Below are 16,418 nucleotides of genomic sequence, written 5' to 3' on the forward strand. Positions count from 1 at the left end.
ATGCATTGTCCATTTTGTCATGCGGAAGAAACTAAGGTGGTGGATTCTCGACTGGTGGCTGAGGGCGCACAAGTCCGCAGAAGAAGGCAATGTCTCGTCTGCCATGAGCGTTTTACAACATTTGAAACCGCCGAGCTGATAATGCCTTCCATTATCAAGCGAGACGGTCGTCGGGAGCCTTTTAATATAAGTAATTTGCGAGCTGGAATGCTGCGTGCTTTAGAAAAACGTCCAGTCAGTCTGGATGCCCTTGAAGAAGCTATTGTCAGCATTACTCAGGAAATCCGTCGACGGGGAGAACGGGAAATTGATTCGCGTGAAGTCGGGGAGTTGGTTATGAAGCAGTTGTACCGTCTTGATCATGTGGCTTATGTTCGATTTGCCTCAGTATACAAGCGCTTTAAAGACGTGAGTGATTTCAGACAAACAATTGATGAAATGAAAGACAATAAAAATTCATGAGGTAAGTGGTGGAAAAACAGGCAATTGCTGGAAAAAGAAGGGCCAGAAAGTTGGCGCTGCAGGCTCTTTATCAATGGCTTATGTCCAAGCATGAGTTATATGAAATTGAAACGCAGTTTCACATGAATAACAATATGGCAAAAGTGGATGTGGATTATTTTACTCGTTTGCTCCATGGTGTTCCTGCCAATCTCAATGAATTGGAAGAAAACATCAAGCCATTCTTGGACAGACAAATTGAAGCCTTAAATCCGATTGAACTTACCGTGTTGAGATTGGGGGCTTTTGAGTTGTTGCATTGCCCTGAAATTCCTTATCGAGTCGTATTGGATGAAGCCATTTCGCTCAATAAAGAGTTTGGTTCACAAGATGGCTATCGCTATGTAAACGGTGTATTAAACAATCTGGCGCAAAAAATTAGAAAAATCGAAATTAGTAATGGATGAATTTTCCTTAATTGATGTGTTCTTTAAAGAGCCGGCAAAGTTGCGAACTGACGTCGTATTCGGGATTGGTGACGATGCGGCTTGCGTAAGCATTCCTGAAGGTTATGAATTACTAATCAGTACCGACACCCTTGTGGCTGAGGTTCATTTTTTAAGCAGCTGGGATCCTTATGATATTGCTTACAAGAGCGTTATGGTCAATGTCAGCGATATTGCTGCTATGGGAGCCCTTCCATGTTGGGTTAGCCTTGCTTTAACCTTACCTTCATGCGACGAGAGTTGGTTGGGGCGTTTTTCAAAGGGGCTCCACGATTCACTGAACCAGTTTAATATTGCTTTAATTGGCGGAGATACAACCCGAGGTCCCCTTTCGATAACCCTTACCATTCATGGCTTGGCAGCTAAGGGAAGAGCCATTCGTCGAAGTGGGGCCAAGGCGGGTGATAAAATTTACGTCAGTGGCGAATTGGGGGCGGCCGCCCTTGCAGTGACCTTTTTAGAAAACAAGGATTTGCCTCAGGAAGATCAAAAAATCTTGTTTGACAAGTTAAAACACCCAAAACCTCGAGTGGATTTGCAGGCTATTTTGCAACAGTTTGCTACAGCCGCCATTGATATTTCGGACGGTTTAAGTGCCGACCTGAACCATATTTGCGACAGCAGCAAGGTTGGTGCTTGTCTGGTGAAACAACACATTCCGGTGCACCCTTTAGTTGTGAAATATGAGCGGCAAGGGGCAACTGCTTTTGCACTTCGAGGCGGGGATGATTATGAGTTATGTTTTACAATTCCCGAAAAACTGGAGCCTGCTTTTTTACATGCCATACAAAAGAAAGGTATCCAGTGTTTTCCAATTGGTGTGATTGAAAAACAGCCTGGATTAAGGATTGAACAAGAGGATGGTTGTATCACATCTTTAAGTACTCAAGGGTATCAACATTTTAGCTAGGGCTGAAGGAGAATGAAATGAGCATGGCGAATCTGGAAAGCAGGGTTTGGCAAAATCCGATTTATTTTTTAGCCTTTGGCTTTGGCAGTGGATTAATGCCTGTCGCTCCTGGCACCTGGGGAACATTGGCAGCAATTCCCGTTTATTTATTAATTGCAGGTGAGGCGGTTTGGCTTTATTTATTATTAACGCTCCTTGCTTTTCTGCTTGGAGTATGGGTTTGCGATAAGGTGTCTAAGGATTTAGGCGTACATGATTATTCCGGGATCGTCTGGGACGAAGTGGTCGGTTTTTTATTGACCATGACGGCTGTGCCTCTAAGTGCTTCTTGGATTATCATAGGTTTTTTACTGTTCCGTTTATTTGACATTTGGAAACCTCAACCTATAAGAATGATTGACCAACATGTTGGCGGAGGACTTGGAATAATGTTGGATGATTTGTTGGCAGCCATACCCGCTTGGATTATGTTGCAATTGCTAGTCTGGGCGTTTAATTCATGAATGATAACCATAAAGAATTGATTAGCATTGGTTTAACCATAACCATCGTTGCTTTGACTATTTTTATTGTTCATCGTTTCATTCCTTCCATGGTTTGGGCGAGCATCATTGGCATAGCCACCTATCCTTTATATCTACGCTGGCGAACCTGGTTTGGCCATCGTCATAATTTAGCCTCGTTTTGCTTTACGTTTATTTTGACCTTATTGTTTTTGCTTCCGCTGAGCTGGCTGATTGGTATTCTGGTTAAAGAATTGCAGTTATTTATTAACTATTTGCAAGTTGTAAATCGAGTCGGAGGACAAGCCCCGTCTTTTTTGCAGCAGTTTCCGATGATTGGTAATGATTTAGTTAATTATTGGAACAGCAATATTGGCAATCCGGGTAATGTCAGACATTTGTTGTCCAATTTACACATCTCGTTGACGCCTGCAAGTTACTATATAAAACAAGTTGGTGTTAATTTAGCGCATCGGGGGTTTCAACTTGGCTTTACACTCTTAACGTTGTTTTTCTTTTATCGAGATGGCGATAAGCTGATTCAGCAAATCAATCATATTGGTGAATTTTGTCTTGGAAAACGGTGGTTTCGCTATGCGGATCGTTTACCTTCTGCCTTACGGGCTACGGTCAATGGAACAATCGTTGTCGGTTTGGGCGTAGGTATTCTTATGGGCATTTGTTATTTTCTGGTTGGTTTTCCAGCTCCGACACTCACGGGTTTTATCACAGCGTTTGCCGCAATGATTCCCTTTGTTGTTCCCATTGTATTTGTCATCGTAGCTCTTATTCTTATTTCTACAGGCTCAATGATTTCCGCTATTTTTGTTATTGTTTGGGGTACTTTTGTAATGTTTGTGGCGGATCATTTTATTAAACCCGTTTTAATTGGTGGAGCCATTAAATTGCCATTTTTGGCTGTTCTCTTTGGTATTCTCGGGGGAGTTGAAACACTGGGTTTACTGGGCTTATTTGTCGGGCCTATTATCATGGTACTTTTTGTGACGCTTTGGCAGGAGCCGCAAGGAGCTGTAAAGCCAATGCCCAATAAACAGTAGTTGCCCAAATTGACAATTAATTGCCGATTATTTTATCGCTACCTATAATTAAAGTTCCACATCTTACAAATTAGCGGTAGACCTTGCAATTTCGCCCGCAGGCCCCATCTTTAATAGAAGTTTTGCAAGACCCATCGTTTTAGGGGGAATAATGAATAAAGATTGGCCAACAAAAGATAAGGACATGTTCGCGGCTCAACAAATTATGGAAGAATACGCTAGAGAACAAAATACCGACTCCCTGGGTTTGTTTGAATTAGTAGTCAATACGGAAGAAAAAAGAATGGATTTTCGCCTGTCTTCCTGGGTTAGTCTCCTAGCTGAGCATTTCAAATCGCTTTATGGTGATAGCCAGGGGGATTTTGTAACCCGGCAAGTCATCAGTCGCTACATAACCAAAGGTGAGACACTACATTAAGTTGATGGTGTTTAAAACTCATAGCCAGGAACCTGAAAATTTTAGGCAGGAATTTAGCAGTCTGCGAGATCCCTGCTAAGTTAAAAATGGGCAATGTATTTACCATAATCCCGCTTGAATTCTTTGCTATTTTGATAATCAACGAGTGCTTTATTAATGTCCTGCAATAGATCAGTTGCTTTCGGATTGATTGCTATTCCAAAACCAAATCCATAAGAGAAGGGTTGTCCTACAACCGCCAATATCCCCGTAGATGCGGCTTGCCAGTACATGGCAGAGGGATCATCCATTAAAGCATAATCGATTTTATCTGATTGCAAAGCATCTATTAGGGTGGGTGCGTCTTGATACTCATTAATGGTTGGGTTTCTAACGCCTAAAAGGTTAATTACCGTTGGAAAAATGGTTCCCTCTTCAACCCCAAACGTGCGGTTATTTAGTGATTCCAATCCAAAAGGTTGCTTCGCCTTATCGCTTGTAGTTAAAAACCGTGAATTACTAAGTAGATAAGGAAGAGAGAAATTCACTCGGGTAGCCCGGGCTGAGGTGATGGTTAAAGCACTGACTGCTGCATCGACTTTGCCCATTTCGACTGACTGCAAAATCTGCTCGAATGGCATGGGCACAAAGATACAACGCCTTTGTAGGTGTCGGCAGAGGTAATCCATCATGGAGATGTCAAAACCGAATAATTGATGATTTGCCCCTTCCATAACAAAAGGAGGGGTGAAGCTGTCCACTGCAACCCTTAAGGGTTGCTGCGCTTGTACATTTGCATCCTGTCCTTGTGCACCCAGTGAAACACTGCTGACAAAAAGAGTTAAAACAAAAATTAATTTTTTCATATATGGCCACAAGCTTCCTTTTATTCCTATAGAATATGATCAGTTCAGCCATTTGGAAACAAGAGATTTAAGATGCACAAGGACAATGATGATTGATATTTCCTCTCTTTTGGAAAATAGACTCAGTGCTTATCAGCGTGATTTCGCAGAACAGGATTTACCCAAGGCTTTTGAACTGTTAATCGGCACCAGCGATTATGCTTGCCGACATATCAATATTTTAAAAGAGTTACTAATCTCCAAAGAGTGGCAGGGTTTTCTCAGCTTTAACGAATTTCAATCTGCTTTGGCGACACTTAATACTCAATCCATGCAAAGTTTTGGACAAGCGCTTCGTCGTTTCCGCCACAAACATTTATTGCGTTTAATCCTCAGGGAATTGGCAGGACTGGCTTCAACTGAGGACAGTATGCTGGAGTGGTCAAACTGCGCTGATGCCATCATTTTAAAAACACTTGAATTTTGCGAACAGGAATTACAACGCCGCTATGGTCAGCCCTGTGATGCTCATGGCAAATCATGTGCACTGTTCTGTTTAGCCATGGGAAAACTGGGTGGGCGAGAACTGAATTATTCTTCAGATATTGATTTAATTTTTGCATTCTCGGCATCAGGCTGGACCAACGGGGATGAAATCATCAGCAATCAGCAGTATTACAGTAAAGTCGTGCAAGCCTTTATTCAAATTCTGCAAACTATCAGCCCAGATGGTTTTGTTTTTCGCGTGGATTTGCGCTTGCGTCCCAATGGCGACAGTGGGGCCTTGGTTTCAAGTTTATCGGCTATGGAAACTTATTACCAAGAGCAGGGCAGGGATTGGGAACGCTATGCAATGATCAAAGCCCGTCTAATTGGGGACAGCGTTGAAGAACCTAACCATTGGTTTCATCGTTTAATTACCCCTTTTGTATATCGCCGCTACGTCGATTTTAGTGTGATTGAATCATTGCGAAGCATGAAAGCCATGATCGAGCGAGAAGTGCAGCTCAATCCCAGACTAGACGACATTAAAAGAGGATTTGGAGGAATACGTGAAATTGAATTTGTTATACAGAATATCCAACTCATTCGAGGGGGTCGATTTCCACAATTAAGGGAGCAAAATACATTAAAAGCGCTCGCCCGTTTAAAGCAACTTAACCTCCTGTCGCATACTAATGCCCTGAAGCAAGCTTATTTGTTTTTAAGAAAACTGGAAAATACAATTCAAAGTCAAAATGATCAACAAATTCATTCTTTGCCCAAGGACGAAGTTAAACAAGCACAAATTGCCATTGCAATGGGTTATTCAAACTGGCAAGGATTGTTGAACAGGCTTGAGCAGTTTCAGCGCATCATCAGTGCGGCGTTTCGTTCAGTACTGGCTAAAGCTGATCCATATCAAGATGAAAAAAGGGTTTTAGCCAATCAATTAATGAGCTTATGGCAGGGGCACGTTGAAACTACAATGGCGATTAATCTCTTAGTAAGTCTCGGTTTTGATAAAGCTGAGCGTTGCTATCAAATGATACATGCTTTCCGGCATTCAGCACGTTGCCGTCGTCTGTCGCAAGCAGCGAGGCTGCGTTTGGATCGCTTCATGGTTTTGCTATTGAGTGAATTAGGGACGCGCCCCAATACTGAAAACCTGTTGCTCAAAGTCATTCAAATGCTGGAAAATATTGTAGGCCGGAGTTCTTACCTGGCCTTAATCACTGAAAATCCTCCTGTATTGCAAGAGTTGCTGCATTGGTTCGGGCACAGTCCTTTTATAACAAGTTTATTGTTAAATCACCCTTTTTTATTGGAAGTGTTGTTGGATCAAGAGCAAGATTGGCGTCTGCCATCGCGAAAACAATTGGAAGACAATTTAACCCAACTGTTAGCTCATACTACTGAAAGCGAGCAACAGGAAGAAGCATTGAGGCAATTTAAATGGATGAATTGGCTTTCAGCGGCAAGGGCTGAAGTCTATGGCTGCTATCCTGCGATTCGCGTCAGCCGTTTTTTATCCACTGTGGCTGAAGTAGTGGTGGCCAGAGTGTTAAGTTTAGCCAGTGAACGTTTATCCCTGCGCTATCCACAAATGCCCAAAATAAAATCGAACTTTGCCGTGGTGGCCTATGGAAAACTAGGCAGCAGAGAGATGAACTACAATTCAGATTTGGATTTGGTGTTTATTCATGCAACTCATGCCGATGAGGAAGGTTTAGTTACCCGGCTAACGCAGAAAATTTTGCACATGCTCACCACCCGCTCGCAGTCAGGCATTCTCTACTCAGTTGATACGCGATTACGCCCCTCTGGGGAGGCAGGTCTTCTGGTTAGCCATATCGATGCGTTTTCTGAATATCAGCGCCACCATGCATGGACTTGGGAACATCAGGCTCTGATTCGTGCAAGATTTCTAACTGGCAGTTTGAAAATTCAGCAGCAATTTAAACGCTTGCGGCAAGATATTTTGATGACTTCTCGAGAGGAAAGCCTTTTACGTGATGAAGTTCTTGCCATGAGAATCAAAATCCATAAACACAGCAGTGGGGATGAAATCAAATATGGTCCTGGAGGTTTAATCGATATTGAATTCCTGGTGCAATTTTTGGTGCTCACCCACTCCAATGACAGCTTGTTGCGCTCGACTAATATTTTGAGCTTGCTGCAAGCATTGTATGGCATGAAGGCCTTAACTCGGACACAATTCATTCAGCTCAGGGCAGCCTATCAACATTTTCATCAGCAACTGCATGAGGACATCCTTAACTTAAGGAAAAACAATTTAAAGGAACATCAACAGAACGTGTTGGAAATCTGCCGAGACATTTACAAGACAAAGAACTTATTTTTACAAGCCTGAACTAGGAGCGCATTGTCCGTGAAGATTGACAATCATCCCTGGGACAATACAAGGCTTTTATCCATTCGATGGCCTTGATGTATTCAGGCGAATGAGGCTTTGCTTTCGTTGCTACTGCATTGCAAGACAGCATTTTCATGGCTTGTGGGAGGAAGCGTTCGCCATCACTATTTGCCAGACAAGCATACAATTGAATTTCCTCTTCCAAAGAACCAACCTGAATGAATTCATACTCAAATTTACCCGGCTCCCTGACTGCTAAATTATAGCGATAGAAAGACAGCAGGAGTGGCAATTGCCTTAAGTTTCCAGCGAGCACTGCAGATTTAATTGTTAGTATGCGTTGGTTCAACAAGTCTTTAAATGTTTCCAACTGACTGGCAGGAATTAAGGCAACGGGTCTATCATCCTCCAAACTATCCAATCGGTGAAGGTTTAATTCTGCAATGACACTCTCGAGCAAATCCTTTTGTTGCGTCAGCCAGTGCGCGGACTGCCGCCTCCCTCGCTGGCGGATGTTTTCAGTAAAATAATTCAGGATAGCGTCATTGGCCAACGCCTCTTCGGGACTTAAATGGTCAGGAACGCATTGCAATCGATTAAAAAACCGGCTTGAGGAGATTAAGACTGCATCTTGGGATACAAGTTTAATAGAGACTTTGGCGCGTAAGAAAAACTCCTTCAGAAAGGCTTTAACCTGTTTCGCGTCGTAATGGCAATAGGTTAAAGATAAATCAGAATGGGTTTTGCTAAGGGATTTGAGTGTTTTTTTCAATTCTCTGCTAAAAGGAAGAAATGAAAAATCAATTGTACTGTTCTCCTCTAAGTATGGTTGTGCCTGCTCGAGAACTTTGAGTGCATTGGGGCAAAGAGATAAATCGAGCAGATTACTTCGCTGGAGTTTTGCTATTTTGGACTTTTCAAACTCATCCCTTTCCACAAGCTGTAAAGCAAAGAAGTTGTGCATGCTCTTTTCTTTTACCAACGACAGGGGCTTATAGCCAATGCGTTTAACCGTTGCGGGAGTAATCAGCGGCTCACCAATACCCCCACCAATGACATAATGAACTCCAAGTGAGGCTGCATCCATTACAATAGAACTGGCTTCAAAACCGTTGTTTAGAACCAGACGAGTTAAAGAACCCGATAAGGTTAGAACGACAGGCCATTTCGAGTTGAAGGTTTTATCAAAGAATGCGTCTTCAAGAATTTCCTTAATTTGAAGCATATCGCCGTGACGAAAGAGGCACTGTCCGGAGTATTGCTGCTGACAGGTTGAAATATTGCTTTGATTAAAATCAAAGCCCAGAAGTTTACAATTCGCTTGTAACCGTGATTCTATTTTTTTTAGGAGCTCGCCATCGCCGCAGCCTGCATCCACAATATTGATGCCTTCAAATTGCTGGCCAGCAATCAGCCCCTCAATGCTGCTGATGATTTTTTCATGCAGTTCTCGGTAAAATTCCGAAGGGTTGGTGCTCTGTTTTGCATAATAAGCCCTCATGGAGTGATGGCTCCAATCCAGTGATTTGGCATTCATTCTGGCAAAGGTCTGGATGAATTTCGGTGACTGCTTTATGAAACAGTGTTCGAGCTTTTCCAAATGGTCTTCAAGTACTGAGCGGATTATTTTACTTCCGTTGGCAAAATTAATGCAGCACACAGCACGATTGACGCCACTACCTGTATGTAAGGCTTGAGCCTTAGGGTTGGTTTTCAACAATAAACGCAGTTTCACTACTTGTTTGTCATCCACCACTAAGGGAGTTTCAGCCGGATCAATCTTTAGGTCATAGTAAAGAAAGGATTCAGGGAATGGGAAGTCGAACGCATCATTGCGTTCTGGGAGTAAACTGCAATGAAGGAGTTGTTGGAGTTCTTTCATAAATAGCTTATGTAAATTAAGTTTTTGCACTTAATATTTGTCAAAAAATGGACAAATAGTATATTTGTGAATAATTAAGAGAATATTAAAAGCATTAAATTAAAATGACCATCACCATGATCAGTAATGGTTAAAAATTTAACTATAATCTTTAATAACGAACATGTAAAATGAATTAAACGGCCGCTCATTTAATATTTTGGTAATGTTTAACCTATATACTGTAACTAATATAAGCTCCGTAGGAGAAAGCAAGTGGCAAAATTTAGAATGTACACCGGTAGTTATACCGAATTTGCTCAACTTATGCATTGGGGGTTCTTGGCAACATCAAGCTCTAATAAGGAACATTATCTTTATGAAATAGGAAAGGATTTACGAAGAACCACTTATTATGCACAACAGACTTCTATAAAAGGAATGCATAGCAAATTGCTCAATACTGAGCACCTTGACCAGGATAAAAATTACTCTTTTACTCAGGGTATGTTTGACGGTGGAATTTTTGGTACCACCTTCGGAATGCTCTCCAAGTTGAATATGAATTCAATTGCAGCTTCGGGGCAACCTCTGGGAAACAAGGCTATGCGGGTTTGCTATGAGGATGATAATGGTGAGCTTTGTGGTTTATGCATCACGGTCACAAGAAATGATTTGGATGAGTCGGGTACCAAGGAAACTGATGTACCACTGGAAGAACGCCCTCTGTATTATTCTATTAGTCATATAAGAGGAGTCACCAGAAAACCAGAAGATAGAGAGGTTACATTCATAACCCATCCTATTCTGTTGCCCAGGGCAAACTCAGAAGAGCAAATTGAAGCAAAAGCGCTTATAGAAGCCTCACAAGAAGTTGATAATGCAGATATCTTTGAACGTATAACTCCCATTATAAATTGCAGAAATTTGAGTAAAATTCTAGAAGGAGCGTTCGACAGTGAAACATTTTCTCGAGAAACCTTTGAAGAGTTAGACTCCCGGTTTATTTCCGATCACAATATCGATAATCGAGACGAGAAGAAATCTATACTCCATGGCTATTTAGAATTTGGCAAACAGTATTTGCCCTCGTTGGTAGAGGATATTCAACAAATTGAAAGAGACTCCTTGGATATTGATTTTTATAAAGAAAGCAGTTTTCAACCAACTTTTTTGGAACTCTATACCAAATTTAATGAAGCGTTTAGTCAAATTGAGGATGAAGCTCAACAAGAAAAACTGTTAGCGGCAAATCAATTGTTTTTAACTGCAGCCATGGATGTTAATTTTGGGGATATAGTAACGGGTGTAGAGCGTAATTATCTGTTGCGCCAAGCCCATCTTTCCCAAGCAAGAGCAATCTTAAATAATGCTGTGGAGCAAGACCCTCAAGCTCAAGCCGATAAGGTAGATCAGGCGCTTACAGCTTTGAAATATGGACTTCATCAAGAGAATGTACTTGAAGCAATTCAGAATTTTGAGGAGCTAATTTCAGCTGACCTAGATGCTTTTGAGGATTTTTCGAAAAAGGCTGAAGATGAGATAGCTTTATTCACCTTGTTACGTCAAGCAAGGGAAACTGCCATAAAGGCCTTCAAGGATTCTACCCCTGTTGTGGATGCTTTAAATTCTTTACAGATTAGGCTGGTAACTGATCCAGAGTATCGAGCCCAGTTTGACCAAAAAGAGTTTGAAGATTTAGCTCAAGCATTTATTAATAATGCAGGTGGACTGTCAGCCAAGCTGAAAGACCAGCACGATAATTCCCCTAAAGAGCCAGACATAACTTTTGCCCAGCGTAATTCGGGTACATTGGGGGTTGGTGGCTTTTCTGTTGCCATGCTAATCACTTCAGTTATTCTGGTGGCAACGGGCATTTTGGCTCCTTTGGCCTTAATTACCCTTGGCTTGGCAGTAGCTGGTGCAGTAGGTTTATTGGCCTCTGCAGGCAAAATGGCTTATAACGAAGTCCAATTTAGTAACGCCGTTGCCGAATTTGAGAAAGATCATAGCCAGCATGAGCAAGAGGTTGGCAAAACAGAAGGATTAATGAGTAATTGTAAAAACGAATTCACGGATGCTATTAGAACCATAGCCAGTCGTGATGTCGTTCAAGGCATTGATCATGCACAATTTGAGTTAATGACTTCTAAAGTTTTGTTTGCAGCTTCTCCTTCAGACAAAGGCATAATCGCTGAGAAAGCGGTTGCAGCTACCAAGACTGATGGAAAAAAGAGCAGTCAAGTGTTAACGGGTGGCATAACTGAGGAGTTGGGTGTTGTAGAGCAGCTAAACGATAAAACTTCTTCAGTGGATGATCCAATTCTGGCGAGCAGTAATGGTCTGCATAATTAATTACGGAGTAGCTACTTATGTCTAAAACCACTTTTTTTGGAGATGCTGGTTCCACCTATACTAAAACGTTACGCCAGGTTGAGCATGAAGATCACCTGGTTCGATTGGCAAAAGCTCAGAAAGCTTTGCAGGATCTAAAGGAAGAGATTGATTCCAGGATTTATAATCTGAGGGAAGCTTTAGACTTTCTTGACACACAAGAATATCTTTATAATGATTTGAAAGCAGAGAACGAAAAATCTCCTAATCCATTGCTAAAAATAAAAATGGCCTCCTTAAATTCGGCCATTGAGAGGTTTAAAAAACAAATGGAAGACTGTCAACCCGAAAGAGTAATTGCTGAGTTAAGTGATCGTTATAATATCCTAAATAAAGACCTGCAAGAGTCTTTAAAGCCAACGGCTTAAGCTCTTTAATGTTTAAATAGCCAGTAAATGCTGGCTATTTTATTTTGTAAAATACTGATTCAATAAAGACATGGTAATAGGCTTTAACAGAGCACTGCCGTAAGCGTTATTTTTGATTGCAGGAACGGATTTATCTGTAAGATTGCTGACAAAAATATACTGATGTTTGCCATTCTGTATAAAACCGACAAACCAGCCATCTCGCAGTGGACTAGGATTGCTCATGCGTTCATTACGTCCATGCCTGCCACTCCCTGTTTTACCGAAATAGTTAGCGCCATTATGGAGCTTGCCCAGGTACATATTTTTCTTGGTGTTTTCTATTGCCTGTGAATCCAGTGCTAATTTCCCATTGAGCATGGCTTTCAAAAAATCGAGCTGTTCCCAGGCTGAAATTTTAAGGCTACTGCTCAGCCAGGCATGGCTAAGGCCATTGTGTAAACCTGGGTCACCTGAGAAATCCTGGTTACCGTAGTTAAAATTAGCCAAATATTGCTTAATGCGTGGCATTCCCAATTGGCTACTGATGCGTTGTGAAACCCATACTGTTGAGTATTTGAGCCAGCTGTAAGGGCTTTGATCTTGATTCCAGTCGGCTAACTCCCTGATTTGGCCATCCCATTTAAACCTGGTATTTTGATGAATTAGCTTTTGATCGAAGGCCATTAAAGAAAGGGCCACTTTAAACGTGGAATCAGGGGCGAGGCGTTCACTGCAGCGTTGAAGAGGATTGTATAGATTGATTATTTTACCCTCAGTTAAATCATAAAGAATAAAACAAGCATGATAACTCTTAAAAACCTGGTCATAATGGGCTGAATCGATGGGTTTGGCGAGCACCATCAAACACAGCATTGATAAACACAGGGAAATAAGAGTTTTCATTGAGTAGTTAATTGGCCTTTAGAGGCTATGCCAAAGAAGTTATCCTCAGATAACTTCCGCATAGAGATCATAATCATCACTGTCTGTAATTTCCACTTCAACAAAAGCTCCTGGCTTAAGATTTTCATCACCTGGGATGTAAACCAAACCATCTATCTCTGGAGCGTCGCTTTTGCTGCGGGCGATTACTGTATCTTCCCTGATCTCATCGATTAACACCGTTTGGCGGGAACCAATTTTTTTCTGCAGTTTATTACGGCTAATCTCAGCTTGAACTTGCATAAAGCGATGATAGCGTTCTTCCTTAATATCATTGGGAACCGGATTAGCGAGTTCATTGGCTTTTGCTCCCTCTACTGGGGAATATTGAAAGCAACCCACCCGGTCCAGTTGAGCCGTTTGCAAAAATTCAAGCAACTCTTCAAATTCTTCTTCCGTTTCACCCGGAAAACCAACAATGAAGGTTGAACGTAAGGTGATGTCAGGGCAGATGTCTCGCCATTGGGCAATTCGACTCAGGGTATTTTCACTGCTGGCAGGGCGTTTCATTGCTTTTAATACGCGTGTATTGGCATGCTGCAGCGGAATGTCCAGATAAGGTAAGATTAAGCCATCGCGCATTAAGGGAATAATTTCATCCACGTGGGGATAAGGATATACGTAATGAAGCCTCACCCAGATTCCGAGTTCCCCAAGTTCAGCGCATAAGTCATAAAATTTCGTGCCTAAGGTTTTTCCCTGCCAGTCTACTGGCTGATAGCGGGTATCCACACCATAGGCACTGGTGTCTTGGGAGATGACTAAAAGCTCTTGCACTCCCGCTTCTTTTAACCGTTTGGCTTCAGATAACACTTGAGTTAAAGGATAACTCTGCAATTTGCCGCGCATGGTAGGGATGATGCAAAACGTGCATTTTTGATTGCAGCCTTCAGAAATTTTCAGATAAGCATAGTGCCTTGGCGTCAACTTGATGCCTTGGGGGGGATTAATTGCGAAAATGGGTCAGCAGGGGGCGGAAGGTGCTGATGCACGGCACGTACGACTTCTTCGTAAGCATGGGCGCCGCTAATATGAAGAACGTCGGGGCAAGCTTCACGAATCAGTTCAGCCTTGGCTCCAAGGCAGCCGGTAACAATAACGCGGCCATTTTCAGCCATGGCTTCCTGAATGGTTTCTAAAGATTCCTTCACGGCTGCATCGATAAAACCACAGGTATTGATGACCACAATCCCCGCATCTTCATAACTTGAAACCAGTTCATACCCCTGAGCGCGAAGTTGGGTAATGATTCGTTCAGAATCTACCAGCGCCTTAGGGCAGCCCAAACTGACAAAGCCCACCTTGTGATTCATAATTTTCTTTCTGTAAAAAAAGTGAACGAATTATACGCGCACATCAGGAATTTGTCCATTTATTCAGCGTTATTCGTTGTCTCTATCTTGAATTTTTATAGTTGAAAGTTATTGCACCTAATCGAGCATCGTTATTTGTGAAAGTTGTTGCAAAAATTCACTGGCTGAAGCCTCACCGACCACACGTAAACTGCTTTCTTCATTGCCTTGCTTGTTAAAGAAAATAAAAGTGGGCGGTGCCACAACAGCAAATTGCTTGAGTAAAGCTTTATCCTGTGCATCATTAGCGGTCACATCGACCTTTAATACGACGAATTTTTTTAAAGCCGCTTCAACTTTAGGATCCTTGAAGGTAGTAGCCTCCATGATTTGACAAGAAGCACACCAGTCCGCATAGAAATCGAGCATCACAGGCTTTCCTTGCGCTCTGATAATGGCCTGTTGGACTTCTTCAACCGTTTTAACGGTTTCTACTGAAAAAGGTCTTGCGGCATTGGCGGTGGCTTGAAATCCGGCTAGGGGCTGCAAGGGATTGCTGCTTCCCATGCTGGCACCGATTAAAATAAGCAGGCCATAAACGAGACTCATAATGCCAAAGCCCTGGCGGAATTTAGCATGGTTGGAGTGGGCGGCCGTCAAGGCACCACTATAAATCCCAACAAAAATTAAAAGGCTTGCCCATAAAACCATGCTTACTGGGCCTGCTAATATGCGTTGCAAGAGATAAATGGCGACTCCCAACAGCAACACAGCAAAAAATGCTTTAACACCATTCATCCAATGGCCAGCTTTTGGAAGCCATTTTCCTGCTGAAATCCCGATGAGCAATAAAGGGCTACCCATGCCCAATCCAAGGAAAAATAATGTTAAGGTGCCAAATAGGATATTACCGGTATGGGCAATATAGCTTAAAACCCCAATTAAGGGTGCGGTTACGCAAGGGGATAGGATTAGAACAGAAAGGGAGCCCATAATGGCCGCGCCCAGATAATGTCCACTCCCTTGACGTCGGCTGATGTTGGCTAATTTGGCTTGCCAAGTTACCGGCAGACGCAGTTCATAAAATCCAAACATTGAAAGAGACAAAAGCACAAAAAGCAAACTAAAACCCACGATAGCCCAAGTACTTTGCATAAGAACTTGAAGATTACTACTTAAAGACGCCACAATGGCTCCCACCATGGCGTAAGTGATGGACATGCTTAAAACATAACTTAAGGACAGGAAAAATGCTTTGCGTGTGGTTAAATCCTTGCCATGCCCTACGATAATTCCGGATAGAACCGGAACCATTGGTAACACGCAGGGGGTAAACGCCAACAGCAAACCAAAGCCAAAAAAGGAAAGGATTACCATCAGCCAATGCTGATTCACCAATACGCGTTCGATTTCATTATTGGGTTGAACATTAGGATTGGAAACCGCCGCGCCATTGGAATCTTCTATATCGACTTTACTTAATGCCAGATTGCTATCGATAGTAAGTTTGAATTGCTTGGTTTCAGGGGGATAGCAGAAACCGTCATCGGAACAACCTTGGTAGCTTAAGTCCAACCGTGTTTCCCCCGCCTGTTCACCTAAAATGGGCACGGGTATAGATAAGTGATTTCGATAGACAGTATAAACACGGCCTTGTTTATCTGTTTTGGTCGAGGGCGTTGGAAAACGTATGGTTCCTAAATGGGCATCGCTTTGTGAAGGAAGCGTCACAGAAATGCGGTCACTGTATAAAAAATACCCCGGTTTAATGTCCCAGTTTATGCTTAAAGTATTTGGATCAATGCGTTTAGCTTCAACCTTAAACACTTCTGCTGCTGGTAGGGGAGCGGCGTGACTCATCCAGGAGCTTAAGCAAAGCAATGTAAATAAAACCCAATGTTTCATTGTAATATAACCCAATTAAATTGAAGATCATTTTAGTAGTAGTATTAAAAAAAACCAAAATTTTTTTTACTTGCCCCCTTGAAAGCCATTTTTTTGCCCCCATATTGCTGTCATCAGCGATGCACAATGGCTTAATAAGGAAACGAGCGATTGTAAG

13 protein-coding genes and 1 pseudogene are annotated in these 16,418 nt (G+C 42.2%); 9 read left to right on the plus strand and 5 right to left on the minus strand.

Annotated elements, in window-relative coordinates; translation table 11 throughout:
- From nrdR to EL203_RS04040, 6 genes are all read left to right on the plus strand, one after another.
- Positions 1-462, plus strand: coding sequence for a transcriptional regulator NrdR (nrdR, locus tag EL203_RS04015; RefSeq protein WP_058470403.1), 462 nt, complete (start codon positions 1-3; stop codon positions 460-462).
- An 8-nt stretch (positions 463-470) separates the two neighbouring features.
- Positions 471-908 carry a transcription antitermination factor NusB gene (gene nusB / locus EL203_RS04020; RefSeq protein ID WP_058470402.1) on the plus strand — a complete coding sequence of 146 codons (438 nt, stop codon included), beginning with the start codon at positions 471-473 and terminating at the stop codon, positions 906-908.
- The gene (gene thiL, locus EL203_RS04025) at positions 901-1,857 is read left to right on the plus strand and encodes a thiamine-phosphate kinase (RefSeq protein WP_058470401.1); all 957 of its coding nucleotides are present in this window, start codon (positions 901-903) and stop codon (positions 1,855-1,857) included. The genes nusB and thiL overlap by 8 nt, the downstream gene beginning before the upstream one ends.
- A gap of 17 nt (positions 1,858-1,874) precedes the next feature.
- The gene (locus EL203_RS04030) at positions 1,875-2,360 is read left to right on the plus strand and encodes a phosphatidylglycerophosphatase A family protein (RefSeq protein ID WP_058470400.1); all 486 of its coding nucleotides are present in this window, start codon (positions 1,875-1,877) and stop codon (positions 2,358-2,360) included.
- On the plus strand, positions 2,357-3,418 hold the full coding sequence (locus EL203_RS04035; RefSeq protein ID WP_058470399.1) for an AI-2E family transporter: 1,062 nt from the start codon (positions 2,357-2,359) through the stop codon (positions 3,416-3,418). Before EL203_RS04030 ends, EL203_RS04035 begins: the two co-directional genes overlap by 4 nt.
- A gap of 151 nt (positions 3,419-3,569) precedes the next feature.
- Positions 3,570-3,836: a hypothetical protein gene (locus EL203_RS04040; protein WP_058470398.1), complete on the plus strand. Its 267-nt coding sequence runs from the start codon at positions 3,570-3,572 to the stop codon at positions 3,834-3,836.
- A gap of 80 nt (positions 3,837-3,916) precedes the next feature.
- Here EL203_RS04040 and EL203_RS04045 read toward each other — a convergent pair whose 3' ends face one another.
- Positions 3,917-4,681, minus strand: coding sequence for a transporter substrate-binding domain-containing protein (locus EL203_RS04045; RefSeq protein WP_058470397.1), 765 nt, complete (start codon positions 4,679-4,681; stop codon positions 3,917-3,919).
- Positions 4,682-4,766: 85 nt separating this feature from the next.
- On the opposite strand from EL203_RS04045, the gene glnE reads away from it, so the two are divergent.
- Positions 4,767-7,514 (plus strand): bifunctional [glutamate--ammonia ligase]-adenylyl-L-tyrosine phosphorylase/[glutamate--ammonia-ligase] adenylyltransferase, encoded by a 2,748-nt coding sequence (gene glnE, locus EL203_RS04050; RefSeq protein WP_058470396.1) that lies wholly within the window; start codon positions 4,767-4,769, stop codon positions 7,512-7,514.
- A 1-nt stretch (position 7,515) separates the two neighbouring features.
- Here glnE and EL203_RS04055 read toward each other — a convergent pair whose 3' ends face one another.
- Positions 7,516-9,399 (minus strand): methyltransferase domain-containing protein, encoded by a 1,884-nt coding sequence (locus EL203_RS04055; RefSeq protein WP_058470395.1) that lies wholly within the window; start codon positions 9,397-9,399, stop codon positions 7,516-7,518.
- 255 nt (positions 9,400-9,654) lie between these two features.
- Here EL203_RS04055 and EL203_RS04060 point away from each other — a divergent pair, with 255 nt between their 5' ends.
- Entirely contained in the window at positions 9,655-11,733 is a 2,079-nt protein-coding gene (locus EL203_RS04060; protein ID WP_126320090.1) for a hypothetical protein, read from the plus strand.
- Between the two features lie 17 nt (positions 11,734-11,750).
- Complete coding sequence (locus EL203_RS04065; protein WP_058470393.1) at positions 11,751-12,140, plus strand: hypothetical protein; 390 nt, start codon at positions 11,751-11,753, stop codon at positions 12,138-12,140.
- A 39-nt stretch (positions 12,141-12,179) separates the two neighbouring features.
- Here EL203_RS04065 and EL203_RS04070 read toward each other — a convergent pair whose 3' ends face one another.
- The 3 genes and pseudogenes from EL203_RS04070 to dsbD all read right to left on the minus strand — a co-directional run bounded on the left by EL203_RS04070 (position 12,180) and on the right by dsbD (position 16,261).
- Positions 12,180-13,025, minus strand: coding sequence for a penicillin-binding transpeptidase domain-containing protein (locus EL203_RS04070; RefSeq protein ID WP_058470392.1), 846 nt, complete (start codon positions 13,023-13,025; stop codon positions 12,180-12,182).
- A 45-nt stretch (positions 13,026-13,070) separates the two neighbouring features.
- Positions 13,071-14,377, minus strand: a pseudogene (gene rimO, locus EL203_RS04075) (30S ribosomal protein S12 methylthiotransferase RimO).
- 117 nt (positions 14,378-14,494) lie between these two features.
- Complete coding sequence (gene dsbD / locus EL203_RS04080) at positions 14,495-16,261, minus strand: protein-disulfide reductase DsbD (protein ID WP_058470390.1); 1,767 nt, start codon at positions 16,259-16,261, stop codon at positions 14,495-14,497.
- Positions 16,262-16,418: the final 157 nt, after the last annotated feature.

This window comes from Legionella jordanis (assembly GCF_900637635.1).
GTDB classification, from domain to species: Bacteria; Pseudomonadota; Gammaproteobacteria; order Legionellales; family Legionellaceae; genus Tatlockia; species Tatlockia jordanis.

Excerpts from the sequence above, each read along its gene's own strand:
- dsbD (WP_058470390.1), bottom strand. The coding sequence starts at position 16,261 with ATGAAACATTGGGTTTTATTTACATTGCTTTGCTTAAGCTCCTGGATG.
- glnE (WP_058470396.1), top strand. The coding sequence starts at position 4,767 with ATGATGATTGATATTTCCTCTCTTTTGGAAAATAGACTCAGTGCTTAT.
- EL203_RS04045 (WP_058470397.1), bottom strand. The coding sequence starts at position 4,681 with ATGAAAAAATTAATTTTTGTTTTAACTCTTTTTGTCAGCAGTGTTTCA.
- EL203_RS04055 (WP_058470395.1), bottom strand. The coding sequence starts at position 9,399 with ATGAAAGAACTCCAACAACTCCTTCATTGCAGTTTACTCCCAGAACGC.
- EL203_RS04035 (WP_058470399.1), top strand. The coding sequence starts at position 2,357 with ATGAATGATAACCATAAAGAATTGATTAGCATTGGTTTAACCATAACC.
- nrdR (WP_058470403.1), top strand. The coding sequence starts at position 1 with ATGCATTGTCCATTTTGTCATGCGGAAGAAACTAAGGTGGTGGATTCT.
- EL203_RS04065 (WP_058470393.1), top strand. The coding sequence starts at position 11,751 with ATGTCTAAAACCACTTTTTTTGGAGATGCTGGTTCCACCTATACTAAA.
- EL203_RS04030 (WP_058470400.1), top strand. The coding sequence starts at position 1,875 with ATGAGCATGGCGAATCTGGAAAGCAGGGTTTGGCAAAATCCGATTTAT.
- EL203_RS04070 (WP_058470392.1), bottom strand. The coding sequence starts at position 13,025 with ATGAAAACTCTTATTTCCCTGTGTTTATCAATGCTGTGTTTGATGGTG.
- thiL (WP_058470401.1), top strand. The coding sequence starts at position 901 with ATGGATGAATTTTCCTTAATTGATGTGTTCTTTAAAGAGCCGGCAAAG.
- EL203_RS04040 (WP_058470398.1), top strand. The coding sequence starts at position 3,570 with ATGAATAAAGATTGGCCAACAAAAGATAAGGACATGTTCGCGGCTCAA.